Annotated in this window: 13 protein-coding genes; 1 reads left to right on the top strand and 12 read right to left on the bottom strand. The window is 30.6% G+C overall.

Features of this window, described 5'->3' with window-relative positions; genetic code table 11:
* Window positions 1-408 precede the first annotated feature (408 nt).
* From AXY43_RS15610 to cdaA, 12 genes are all read right to left on the bottom strand, one after another.
* A complete protein-coding gene (locus AXY43_RS15610) occupies window positions 409-834 on the bottom strand; it encodes a hypothetical protein (protein WP_039772693.1) in 426 nt (141 codons plus the stop codon).
* Window positions 835-1060: 226 nt separating this feature from the next.
* Window positions 1061-2407 carry a phosphoglucosamine mutase gene (glmM, locus tag AXY43_RS15605; RefSeq protein ID WP_105411752.1) on the bottom strand — a complete coding sequence of 449 codons (1347 nt, stop codon included), beginning with the start codon at window positions 2405-2407 and terminating at the stop codon, window positions 1061-1063.
* Between the two features lie 215 nt (window positions 2408-2622).
* A complete protein-coding gene (locus AXY43_RS15600; protein ID WP_039772824.1) occupies window positions 2623-2931 on the bottom strand; it encodes a YerC/YecD family TrpR-related protein in 309 nt (102 codons plus the stop codon).
* A gap of 199 nt (window positions 2932-3130) precedes the next feature.
* Window positions 3131-3967 (bottom strand): AIM24 family protein, encoded by an 837-nt coding sequence (locus AXY43_RS15595; RefSeq protein WP_039772695.1) that lies wholly within the window; start codon window positions 3965-3967, stop codon window positions 3131-3133.
* A 38-nt stretch (window positions 3968-4005) separates the two neighbouring features.
* Window positions 4006-4830, bottom strand: a complete 825-nt coding sequence (gene folK, locus AXY43_RS15590; RefSeq protein ID WP_105411751.1) for a 2-amino-4-hydroxy-6-hydroxymethyldihydropteridine diphosphokinase — start codon at window positions 4828-4830, stop codon at window positions 4006-4008.
* Between the two features lie 12 nt (window positions 4831-4842).
* The gene (folP, locus tag AXY43_RS15585; RefSeq protein WP_077310029.1) at window positions 4843-5652 is read right to left on the bottom strand and encodes a dihydropteroate synthase; all 810 of its coding nucleotides are present in this window, start codon (window positions 5650-5652) and stop codon (window positions 4843-4845) included.
* Between the two features lie 16 nt (window positions 5653-5668).
* Window positions 5669-6142 carry an HD domain-containing protein gene (locus AXY43_RS15580; RefSeq protein WP_065417057.1) on the bottom strand — a complete coding sequence of 158 codons (474 nt, stop codon included), beginning with the start codon at window positions 6140-6142 and terminating at the stop codon, window positions 5669-5671.
* A gap of 144 nt (window positions 6143-6286) precedes the next feature.
* Window positions 6287-7354: a butyrate kinase gene (buk, locus tag AXY43_RS15575; protein WP_039772701.1), complete on the bottom strand. Its 1068-nt coding sequence runs from the start codon at window positions 7352-7354 to the stop codon at window positions 6287-6289.
* Window positions 7355-7498: 144 nt separating this feature from the next.
* Window positions 7499-8416, bottom strand: coding sequence for a phosphate butyryltransferase (ptb, locus tag AXY43_RS15570; RefSeq protein ID WP_257788281.1), 918 nt, complete (start codon window positions 8414-8416; stop codon window positions 7499-7501).
* Window positions 8417-8679: 263 nt separating this feature from the next.
* Complete coding sequence (locus AXY43_RS15565) at window positions 8680-10281, bottom strand: NAD(P)/FAD-dependent oxidoreductase (RefSeq protein ID WP_039772828.1); 1602 nt, start codon at window positions 10279-10281, stop codon at window positions 8680-8682.
* A gap of 171 nt (window positions 10282-10452) precedes the next feature.
* Window positions 10453-11631 carry a CdaR family protein gene (locus tag AXY43_RS15560; RefSeq protein WP_243099095.1) on the bottom strand — a complete coding sequence of 393 codons (1179 nt, stop codon included), beginning with the start codon at window positions 11629-11631 and terminating at the stop codon, window positions 10453-10455.
* A 13-nt stretch (window positions 11632-11644) separates the two neighbouring features.
* Window positions 11645-12493, bottom strand: coding sequence for a diadenylate cyclase CdaA (gene cdaA, locus AXY43_RS15555; RefSeq protein WP_011967552.1), 849 nt, complete (start codon window positions 12491-12493; stop codon window positions 11645-11647).
* A 241-nt stretch (window positions 12494-12734) separates the two neighbouring features.
* Between cdaA and AXY43_RS15550 the strand changes: the two genes are divergently transcribed.
* On the top strand, window positions 12735-13340 hold the full coding sequence (locus AXY43_RS15550; protein WP_011967551.1) for a cell wall hydrolase: 606 nt from the start codon (window positions 12735-12737) through the stop codon (window positions 13338-13340).
* Window positions 13341-13387 lie beyond the last annotated feature (47 nt).

Raw genomic sequence — 13387 nt, 5'->3', positions numbered from 1 at the left:
GGATATCTTTTACTCAAGGAACGTTATTCCTCTTTCTGGATTCTGCTCAGGAGTGATAATTATAGAGCTAAAGTATCGATTCTCACCAGCCATCGACTCTCTGCAACTTATCTACTAAATAATTTTCTCCATCTTAGCATTTTATAGCTTAAGGACCTATTTGATTTTCCTGTTAGACTAAATTGTACTCTCGGTTTTTATTGTTGTCAACATTTTAATTATATATTTTTCATTATCATTTTTTTATATATTTACAATATATGAAAATTAACTATTTATCATTTTTTTATATGTTTTTTTAACTATTTGCCAATACACAAAGGCTTAATTTAATTGTATTAATTTTTATAGTAGCTTAAATTAACAATTTAAATAAGGTCACTTTTATTGTTTTTTTAATTTAGAGTACTACATCCTGCTAATCTTTGTTCCATAATCATCCATATATTCAACTTCTTGAATGTTTGCTAAAACTGCATCTAAACTATAATCATATATGTTAAAATTTATTTTTGCTTCACATAACTTTGAAATTATCTCTTCCTTCTCATCTTCAAAAACTAACTCTTTATTAATTTCTTCAATGAATGACACTGTTTTATATATTTCGCATTTTGCTCCCTCTTCGGCACCTAACTGCGTAAATACGTTGTACCTATATTCATCTCCACCTATTTCAGTAGCATCATTATAACCATCCTTATGAAAAACATCATCAAGACGCAATTCATAATACATATTAATATATGCTTTTACTCCTTCTATATCATTAAATCCCTTGCAATTACCGGTTGGCATCACTACTAGATATTCATTATAAGGTTCTTTGTCCATATAAATGCCTCCTTTATCAACGTATTATTATTTTATGTATTAATCTATTTATCCCCTTATTGTTCATTTGTTATTCATAAAAAATTATATGTAAAAAGACAAATTTTCAAGCAACTTTATAAACTTATAGTAATTTAAAATTAGTTTTATTTATTTTGGGTAAATAAATAAAAAGGAACTCATTTAATAGAGTTCCTCTTAACAAAATTATATATACTTTATTTAATTAATTATATTTCTTCTCGATTAAGTTTGCTAAATTATGAGCCATTTCATCTATCTCAGCTTGATTTTCTCCTTCAAGCATTACTCTTACTAGCGGTTCAGTTCCAGAGGGTCTTATAAGTACTCTTCCAACACCATTTAAAGCTGCTTCTATTTTTCTTATTTCGTTTTGTATTTCATCATCTGTCAAATATAAATCTTTTTTATCGTTTGGTATTGTTGCATTAGCTAAAACTTGTGGTAATTCCTTCATTATTGAACATAATTCAGATAATGCTTTTTCCTTTTTCTTAACTATCCCTGCAATTTGAAGCGCTGTTACTAATCCATCTCCAGTCGAATTATAATCTAAGAATATAACATGACCTGATTGTTCTCCACCTAAGACATATTTGTTTTTAACCATTTCTTCTAAAACATATCTATCTCCAACAGCAGTCTTAACAATGTTTATTTTTTCATTTTTGCATGCAATATCTAATCCAAGATTACTCATTACAGTTACAACTAATGTATCATCTTTTAACTTACCAAGTTCTTTTAAATATTTTGCACATAACATTAATATAAAATCACCATTTATTAAATTACCTTTTTCATCAACAGCTAAACATCTATCTGCATCTCCATCAAAAGCAAAACCTAAATCGCATTTCTTTTTAATTACATATTCCATTAATTCTTCTGGATGTGTAGATCCACAATTTTCATTTATGTTTGTTCCGTCTGGATTGTCATTAATTACAAATACATCAGCGCCTAGTTCTCTAAACGCTTTTACTGATGATTTATATGCAGCTCCATTGGCACAATCTAATGCTATCTTTAATCCCTTCAAGCTATAAGGTATAGTGTTTTTAGCAAATTCTATATAATCATCTAATGCTGACACTTCAATTGTCTCTCTACCCAAATCTGTGCCTATTGGACTTGGAACTCCTTCAAAATCACTTTCAATGACTCTTTGAATCTCATCTTCCAATTCATCCGAAAGCTTGTATCCTTTATCGTTAAAGAACTTAATCCCATTATATTCTACTGGATTATGTGATGCAGAAATCATAACACCCGCATCTGCTCCATATTTCCTTGTTAAGTATGCAACAGCTGGTGTAGGTACTACTCCAAGCACTATTGCTTCAGCTCCAACTGATAATATTCCTGCTATTAATGCTGATTCTAACATATCTCCTGATATTCTTGTATCTTTTGCCACTAATATTTTAGGCTTATGAGCTCCTTCTGTTAATACATATGCTCCTGCTCTTCCAAGATCATACGCAATTCTTGCTGTTAATTCTGTATTTGCAACTCCTCTAACTCCATCAGTTCCAAACATTCTACCCATAATTTTACCTCACTTTTTTATTCTGTTATAGTCACTCAATTACTATAATATACTTAATCACTTACAATGGATAATATTATTTGTAATTTCTTCAGTGCCTACCTTAAATAGTATAATATTTTTAACACGTATTTACAATCTTCTCTTTCTGTTATAATATTACTATTTTACAATCAATTACACATAAGAATAATATTTTTAGAATCAGCGTCTATTTAGTCTATATTTTCATCTTTTAATCTTTCTAAAACTAAATTATATCCATCACTGCCATAGTTCAAACATCTATTAACTCTACTAATCGTTGCAGTGCTCGCTCCAGTTATTTCAGCTATTTCTGAGTAAGTCTTTTTACATTTAAGCAGCTTTGCTACATGTAATCTTTGTGCTAATGATTTAACTTCATTTATTGTCGCTACATCTTCAAAGAATTTATAGCATTCATCTATATTTTTAAGTTCTAAAATTGATTTAAAAAATAAATCTAATTCTTTACTTTTTAGCTTTGACTCTAAAGAACTCACTTTATCACCTCTTGTAATACTTATTTTCTCTTTAATTATAACCATCTAAAGCTTACTTTACAACTTTAATATATCAAAGCATATATTAATATGGATTATATAAAATCCGTAAAACAAAAAAAGAAGCTTATTACAAAATAAAATTTATAATACACTTCTTCTTTAATTAAATTTATAATAATATATTGATATATTCTAATTATAGATCTTCAACATTACTTTCTGCGTTTATACCACTTATCGCGTCCAATCCTTTAATATTTAAATCCTTGTATATGCTTTTTGTAGGTACTAGCCAAACTTCTCCGGTGCCTCTATATACATTAACCATACCTTCTCCACTAACTGCAGTTCCTATAATTGATTTAGATGATTTCTCCACTGAGAATTCAATGTTTCCCGTCCTTAATATAGCAAAGTTTCCATCCACCTTTAAAGTATCGTTAATTAATATACATTTAAATATTTCACTTTCTGGAACTGGGACCTTAAGAACAACTATTCCGCTACCTTCTATCCTAGTTTGATACAGCCCCTCATTCCCTAGAAAAGCTGATGATACATTTTTTTGTATTGTTGCATCAATTTCTATACCTTCTTCACATGCATAAAACATATTATCTCCCACAACTATTTCATCATCCTCTAATTCTATTAATGCAAAATGACCAAAAGAAGGCTCTAAAAATATTTCCCCAGTCCCACTATAAGTAGGCCTAAATATACTTTCCCCTATTAGTTTACTTGATATTATCTTTTTGCCAAGTCCCAACAACCCACCTGATTTATTTGTTATTTGAATCTTCCCTTTCATATAGCTCAAAGAACCTGGCTCAAGTGTTACCGAACTATCTTCTAGCAATATTCTCACTTGTTTTAATTTTATCCCACTCTTTTTCATTATGTTAAGTCCCAAAGCAGTTTGAACATCAGTCGCTCCATCTAAATTCTCGTATTCTAGGATTTGGAACCTTGATTCACATTCCATTTCAGATAACATATTTAATTTGTTAGTAAACTTTAGTGAACTTCTCATAAAATTACCCCTACCTTATAATAAGCTGTTTAATGTTTTTAATTTCCCCTTTTCTCTAACTCCTCTAAAAGAGTGAATACTCTCTTATTGAGCACAGGATGCATAAGATATGGTGCTATTTCACTTAATGGTTTTAATACAAACTCTCTCTCATGCATTCTTGGGTGTGGGAGAATCACCTTTTCATTTGAAGAAACCACTGAATCATATATAATAATATCCAGATCAATAGTTCTAGGTCCCCATTTTATAGTCCTCTTTCTATCTAGATCTGTTTCAATGCAAAGTAATACATCCATAAGTTCCTCTGCTTCTAATATAGTTTCTATTTCAACAACACCATTTAAAAAATCTTCCTGTTCTAAGTATCCCCATGGTTTTGTTTTAATAAACGATGACTTTCTTATTATTTCAATATTTTTTTCTGCAGATATTTTATTTATTGCGTCCTCTAAATACTGTTCTTTATTCCCAATATTAGATCCTAAACTTATATATGCTTTGTGCCTTCTTCTTTCAATCATTATTTCTACAGTATCTAAATGTTTTTTTATAGGTGCCCAAGGCTTTTTTAAAAACACCTTAACACCTTCTATTATCTTATATTCGTTAAGAATAAAGTCAGCTAAATTTAAAGTTGCTGTTTCTATAAGCTCATAGTTCTTTCTTTTAAATTCATCTTCAATTTTTTCACACAATTCACCATAATGAACTGTTTTAGTTAAATCTCCAGTTTTTCCTGCTAATTTCAAATCTATGTCTAGCTCAAAAGATAAAATGAACTTTTGACCTAATCTTTTTTCCTCTTCGAAAACTCCATGAAATCCAAATAACTCTAGCTCTCTTATATACATCTTATCCAAAACTCATCCATCCTATCTTCTTACGATTGCATCAGTCATCTTTGCTGCTCTTGAATTTTCAAGCACATCATGAACTCTTACAAAATCGCAAGCATCTTTCATTATTCCAATAACTGTTGTTGCAACTGTCCCCTCTATTCTTTCCTCTACAGGTAAATTAAGAGCTAACCCTATCATAGACTTTCTGGAAGTGCCAAGTAATATCGGATATCCCAAGTCCTTGATTCTTTCTAAGTTATTCATAGTTTCTAAATTTTGTTCATAGGTCTTTCCGAAACCTATACCTGGATCTAATATTATATTTTCATCTTTTACTCCAGCATCCTTAGCAATATTAATACATTCTTTCAGATCATTTAATATATCTTCCACTAAATTTTTATAATCTGTATTATCTCTATTATGCATTAGACAACAAGGTACATTATATTTTGCCGCAACTTTTGCCATATCTTTATCTTTTTTAAATCCCCATATATCATTAATAAGGTCAGCACCAGCTTGTATTGCCTGCTCTGCAACTTTAGCTTTATATGTATCTATTGATACTGATATATCAAAATTTTCTTTTATAGCTTTTATTATAGGTACAACTCTTGAAATTTCTTCTTCTTCACTTACTATCTTATATCCCGGCCTTGTAGATTCCCCTCCTACATCTATTATGTCAGCTCCATCATCTATCATTTCTTTCACATGTTTTACAGCAACATCGATGTCATTAAATTTTCCTCCATCTGAGAAAGAATCTGGAGTAAAATTTAATATTCCCATAATATATGTTTTTTCCCCTATATTAAATTCCTTACTTCCTATTTTCATTAACTTATAGCTCCTTCTAATAATATATTTTAAAATTTTTCTTTTCATCTCCCCAATTACATTCATCAATAGACTTACAGCTAATACATAGCCGTGAGAGTTTATCTGCTCTATACATGAGCTGTGCAAAGTTTTCACTTTTTTTATCTCTATGGCCTAGTATTCCTTGTCTTATAATTTCAATTTCTTCCTCATTATATCTGTAATTATGTAAAATTTCTTTTGAAATCTCCCATGATGCTATTTCATGAGGTGTTCCATTTTCATACTGAAGCGACTTTCCTATATCATGGAGAATTGCAGTCGTATATATGATTTCTTTGTTAAATCCTAAACTTTCTTCAATATTTATTAATTGTGCTATTCGTGCTACATCTAAAAAGTGCTTTAAATTATGCTTGCAGAACTTTCTATCTTTTTCAAACTTTTTATTTCTTTTTAGATAATATATATATTCTGTGTCATTCAAAATACAATTAAATCTATCCATATCATACCCCAATTAAACTTATTCTTTACTAAATATCATTACGATTATTTTATTATATCATTTGGTCACAGTTTAGCGATATACATATGCGAATTTTATGTAAAAAAATACACCTAGAAAATATCTCTAGGTGCATCTTTACGTCTAGTAAACCTTAGCTTGTTCTTCTCCATCAAGTACTCTTATAGCACCTTGAGCTAGAGCAAGTAATTCATCTTCTCCAGGATAAACTGTAACTGGGGCTATCCATTCAACTTTTGCTTTAAGGTCTGGAACAAGTGTTGGTGAGTATGCAATTCCTCCGGTAAAAATAATTTGATCAACTTTACCTTCTAATACAACTGACATTTCTCCGATTGCTTTTGAAATTTGATAAACAAATGCTTTGTATATTGATTCACATTCTTTATCTCCTTCTTCCATCTTATCAATAACACCTTTTACATCATTTGTGTTTAGATAACCAACAAATCCACCTTTTCCTACAACCTTGCCATATACTTCTGCTTCACTATATTTTCCACTAAAACACATTTTAACTAAATCACCAATTGGAACTGATCCAGCTCTTTCTGGTGAGAATGGGCCATCTCCATCTAATGCATTATTTACATCGACAACTTTCCCATGATTGTGAGCACCAACCGAAACGCCTCCACCCATATGTACAACTACAAGATTTAGGTTTTCATATCCTTGTCCACTTTCTTTTCCATATCTTTTAGCTACTGCTTTTTGATTTAAAGCATGGAATTTACTTTTTCTTGGTAATTCTGGTACTCCAGATAGTCTTGCTACATCCGCTAACTCATCTGTAACAACTGGATCTACTATAAATGATGGAATATTTAATTCATCTCCAATTGACTTAGCAATTATTCCGCCAAGGTTAGAAGCGTGAGGTCCTTGAACTCCAACTTTTAAATCTTCAACCATTGCATCATTTACTGCATATGTTCCCCCTTCAACTGGTCTAAGCATTCCACCTCTACCAACAATAGCACTTAAAGTCTTTATATCAAAATTCTTTTCTTTAAGAACATTTAATATAACTTCTTTTCTAAATTCGAATTGATCATATATTGTATCATATCTCTTTATTTCTTCATTTGTGTGTCTTAAAGTTTCTTCAAATAGTTCCTTTTCTCCTTCGTAAACACCAATCTTTGTTGATGTTGAACCTGGATTGATTATTAATAGCTTATATGACATTCTGAATCCCCCTTAAATTTAATGCATTCTATACAGTCATAATGCATAATTTTCGGAAGAAATTATTATAGAATCTAAAAGTGCATTGCAAATTCCATATAAATCTCTCCATTAATTATGCATTAATTATTATGGATTGATTTATTACTTATTTCTTGCTGCAACTAATGCTGCAAGAGCAATTGAATTAACTTTAGTTTCGAACGAATCTGCTCTTGAAGTTAAAATTACTGGTGCTGATGTACCTACTAAAAGTCCACCATTTCTTGATTTCGAGAAATATGTTAATGTCTTATACATTACATTTGCTGCTTCTATATTTGGTAATAATAATATATCAGCTTTACCTGCTACTGATCCTGTAACACCTTTATGATGAGCTGCTTCTTCTGATATTGCATTATCTAAGGCAAAAGGTCCATCAATTACGCATCCTTTAATTTGCCCCCTGTCACTCATTTTAGCTAACAATGCTGCATCAACTGTTGATTGCATACTTGTATTTACAACTTCAACTGGGCATATAGGTGCTACTCTTGGAACATCTATTCCACATGCATGAGCAACTACAACTGCATTATTTATCATTCCAACTTTATCCTTAAATTCTGGATATGTATTAAATGCTGCATCAGTTAAAAATAATAGTCTATCCCAACCTTCCACATCAAACACAGCTACATGGGACATTAATTTTCCTGTTCTAAGACCAACCTCTTTGTTTAATACGCTTCTTAGGAATGTTGCAGTATCAACTAGACCTTTCATTAACATATCTGCATGACCACTAGAAACTAATTTTACTGCTTCTAACGTTGCTTTCTTTGGATCTTTAATATCCATTATTTCATAATCAGATAAGTCCAAGTTTATTTTCTTTGCGATTTCATGGATTTGTTGTTTATCACCAACCAATATTGCTTGTGCGATGTTATTTTCTGTAGCTTCTTTTATAGCCTCTAATACTGGTTCATCTTGTGCTACGGCTACAGCCACTTTTTTTGTTGGAACTTCCTTTAATCTTGATAATAACTCATCAAAGTTTTTACTCATTTTTTGCACCTCTACTTTAATAATTTTTAACTTTTATATATAATTAATTTAGTTGTTTGTTAAATTTATATCAATCAATGCCATGAATATTTCTTTATACCTTATTGTAACAAAAAAATATTGGAAATGTTGAATTTTCAGAATATTATTTTTATTATATTATTAATTTTATATATTCATTTTTATAAGATTTCACAACATGAACGTAATATAATATATCTTCCTCATCTTCTGAAAAGATTATACTAATTCCATTCATGTTACTTATAATCTTATTTTGGTAAATCGAATTTTTCAATTATATGTTCGGCAACCCTTATCCCATCGACAGCCGCTGATATTATACCACCTGCAAATCCTGCTCCTTCTCCAGTTGGATAAAGTCCGCATACATTTATACTTTCAAGTGAAGCATTTCTATTCAATCTAACTGGTGCTGATGTTCTTGTCTCTATTCCAGTTAAAATTGCATCTTCTCTTGCATACCCTTTTATCTTTTTATCAAAATTTATGATTCCTTCTTTAAGAGCCTCTACAACATAATCAGGTAGACATTCTTTTAATTTCCTAAATTCATACCCTGCAGTATAACTCGGGATGACCGCACCCAACTTAGTTGACACTCTATCTTTCATGAAATCTCCTACTAATTGAACAGGTGCTTTATACTTTCCACCACCTAGCTTAAATGCTAAACTTTCATAATGCCTTTGGAATTCCATTCCTTTAAGAGGTGAACTTCCTTCAAAGTCTTCTGGAGAGACAGTCACCACTAGTGCTGAATTCGCATTATCTAAATCCCTTGCGTGATAACTCATACCATTAGACACAAGTCTTCCTTCTTCTGATGCTGCCGCAACCACTACTCCACCAGGGCACATGCAAAATGAATATACACCTCTTTTTAGCTTTTCACTTTGATATGTAAGTCTATAATCTGCCGCATGTAATTTAGGATGATTATGATTGTTGCCATATTGGTTAACATTTATTAATTCTTGTGGATGTTCAATCCTTACCCCTATTGCAAATGCCTTTGCATCCATTGATACATTTTCTCTATATAACATTTCATATGTATCTCTTGAACTATGTCCTATAGCTAGCACTAAAGCCTCACATGTAATATTCTTTCCATTGACAACTATGTTCTCTAACTTTCCATCTTTATATGTTATTTTCTCTAACTTAGAATTAAAGTTAACCTCTCCTCCAAGTCTCTTTATTTCTTCTCTGATATTCTTAACCACACCTTTTAAAAGATCTGTTCCAACATGAGCTTTGCTCTCATATTTAATTTCTGTCGGTGCTCCTGCCTTTATTAGTTCATCAAGAACGAATGAGCATCTGTGATCTTTAATTCTTGTAGTTAATTTTCCATCAGAAAATGCACCTGCTCCTCCTTCTCCAAATTGAACATTTGATTCTAAATTAAGACGTCCATCCTTCCAAAACTTTTCCACAGTTTCAGTTCTTTTATCTACATCTTCCCCACGTTCATACACAATTGGTTTATATCCATACCTTGCTAATGTTAATGCTGCAAAAATTCCTGCTGGCCCAAATCCTACAACTACTGGTCTCGCTTTAATTTCTTCGGTACCACTTTTTATTGACTCAATTTCTCTAATTTCTTCAAAACTTATATCCTTATCATGTATTCTTGATAGTAACATTTTCTCTTTTTTACAAAATAAATTAACGCTAAAGCTTACCTTTATATCATTCTTTTTTCTTGCATCTATACTTCTCTTGATTATATCTAACCTACTAATATCTTCTTTTGATATATTAAGCTTTTTACATATTTTTTTCTCTAAAACATTTAAATCATCGTCTAAACTCAGATTTATATTATTTATTCTTATAGCCACAGACTTATCACCATATCCTTTCAACAAGCAATCTATAATTATATATCTATTCAATCAAACTTCATATTTTATTTATTATTTCCCATCCTACCTTACTCCAAACTAATTCAAAGAAATTATATCATAAAAAATCACAGTATTAACAAATTAATTAATACTGTGATTTTATTATTATCCCTTTTTCTTTATTGTTACACTAACATTTCCAACATCTGATACTGTTACATTATTAGCATTAACAAGTGTTGCCTGAGGTGTGTAATCAAAAGTCCCTTCTTCTTTTACATTAGCTAAATCTAGTATGACACTTAGATTTTGTGAACTTATCTTATCTAATGCTTCTTGTGTACCTGATAATTTTACATTTGATACTAAACTTTGATTTGTAACCAAAAATGTATCACTTAAATTCTTGTACTGAACATTACATTCTATATTTTTAGTTGTATTCTCTTCCTTCTTTAATTTAAATTTAGCCTTAATTGATCCATCTCCATCACCTATCGAAATACCTTCTGGTAAGTTAAGTTTGACATCGACTTCACTATCAGGCTGCAATGACGACATGTCCACGGCCTCTGTATCTATTGATTCCAACTTATTTAAAACCTGACTATCACCTAATACAGTTACATTATTTTTACTTAATTCATACCCATCTAAAACAAATCCTTGAGGTACATTTCCTTTAGTCTTTAAATTAACTGGTACGGTCTTTCCATTCGTAACCGTAATTGATAGCTTTGCGGTTTTTATATTAGATTCAATATTGCTAACTGCATTTCCAAATGAGTCTATAAATTGTATATTATAATCACCTTGCTTATTTTTATCTACATCCTTTTCTTCGCCAGTCAAAATAGCTTCAGTAACCTTATCTACGGAACTTTTACCCCCTGTTATTGTTACGGTCTTTGGATTTATATTTTGCTCTTTTTCATAAATGTTTTCTTTATAAGTTACTTTTACTTTTGAACTTATAGTAAGTTCCTTTTGGGTCAATTCCTCTAAGTTAACTTTTATACCTAACATCCCATTATTCTTTATAGTTATATTTTCAGGATAACTCATTATTTGAACTGGTATAGTATTTTCCCCTACTTTAAGTGCATAAGCCGACATATCAGCTACAATCTTAAAATCTTCTTTCTTCACCTTTAATATTTCACTTGATGGCCCCTCTAATTTTAGATCCACCGTAAATGGCTGTTTATTTACAATTGCGAATTTTGAATCTACTAGGGAGTCCTCATTAGTTAATTCTACTGGTATTCCTTTTAATTCATATGTTCTGAGCGGGTTCTCAACATTCGAGATATATAGCCACAGAACCACTATAACAGTAAACAAATAATTTTAACAATTAACGTTCCGTTTTCACTTTTATCCATGACCTCACCTTCTCTCCCGCCGTTTTAACTCTTTTCTGGTTTCTATTTTCTACTACTTTAGTAAGTATAAGTTTTAATCTATCTTTATCATAACCTCGTGTAATTTTTCCATTGATCGCTAGCGATACTACACCAGTTTCTTCAGATACGATTATAACTAGCGCATCAGATACTTCTGATAAACCTATCGCTGCCCTATGCCTTGTTCCTAATTTCTTATTTATAGAATTATTACTAGTAAGCGGTAAAACGCATCCAGATGCTAAAATTCTATTATTTCTTATTATTGTTGCTCCATCATGTAGAGGAGTATTAACAACAAATATATTTTCCAAAAGATTCGAGGTGATTTTGGCATCTAATACTGTTCCTGCACCAATTAATTCATTCAACCCGGTACTTTGCTCCATTACGATTAAAGCTCCTGTTTTGCTCTCTGCTAAGTTTTGTACAGCAATTGTAATTTCATTAATCATAGTATTAAAATCTTCTCTATTATTAAGATAATGATCATCGAAAGCACTTCTTCCCAAATGTTCTAAAGCCCTTCTAATCTCTGGTTGAAAAATTATAACTACAGATAATACCCCGATGGTTAATGTCTTATTTAATATAAAATATAACATATCTAGCTTTAATAAATAACTGATTGGAATAAGTGCTATAATTAATACTATTCCCTTTAATAGCTGTTCTGCCCTGGTTTCCTTTATTAGCATATATCCTTTATAAAATATATAGGACACTACTAGTATATCTAATATGGACCATATCGATATATTAGAAAAGCTTTTTATTAACATTGTTAAAAGTTCTTGCAAATTTCTCACCTCTTTTTCTCTCACAATAAAATTATACAACAAATACTATGATATTAGATATAAAGAGAATTATTATTTTCTTACTTTTTAATTATTTTTATAGTAATTTTTTATTACTATTAATTAATTATAGTTTATATCGTTATAAAATCCTATAAATGATTATACGAATAAATAGTGTATATAATTACTTTCTTTGGCAATAATATTATTTGTTGCATTATACCGAAGGAGGTTTTTTATGAAAAAGACATATAGTATTTTTGTAACTGCGTTAATACTATATCTTTCCGTTATTAATATGAATCCAGCATTCGCGTCTAATTTGGCTGGATCTCATGGTGAAATTAAGACTACTTATGAAAATCCAAAAATGAAAGTAAACTACTTAAGTGCTAATATAAACAATTCTCAGTCTGATGAGAAAAACAACGAAGTTTTAGAAGTTTTCAAACATGATACTCAACAATTATATATAACGGGTGAAGATATAGATCTAATGGCAAAACTTGTATCTGCTGAAAGTGGTGGTGAACCATATGCTGGAAAGGTTGCTGTAGCTTCTGTAGTATTAAATCGTACTATTGATCCTCATTTTCCAAATACTATTAGAGAAGTTATATTCCAAAAAAATGCCTTTTCATGCGTTAAGAATGGTAAAATAACTGCTAATCCAGATCAAGATTGCTATAATGCAGTATACGATGCGATTAGGGGCGCTGATCCAACAAATGATGCCTTATTTTTCTATAATCCGGCTACCGCAACATGTCATTGGATGAAAGAAACACAAAAAGTGAACGAAAAAATTATAGGGCATCACACTTTTTTCAAAGTAAAAGTGTAGCCTCTATATATTGATTTAAAAATAATGGGTTATATCAAATAAAAATG

Source organism: Clostridium sp. MF28 (assembly GCF_002969175.1).
GTDB classification, from domain to species: domain Bacteria; phylum Bacillota; class Clostridia; order Clostridiales; family Clostridiaceae; genus Clostridium; species Clostridium beijerinckii.
This window is presented reverse-complemented; position numbering and strand designations above follow the sequence as displayed.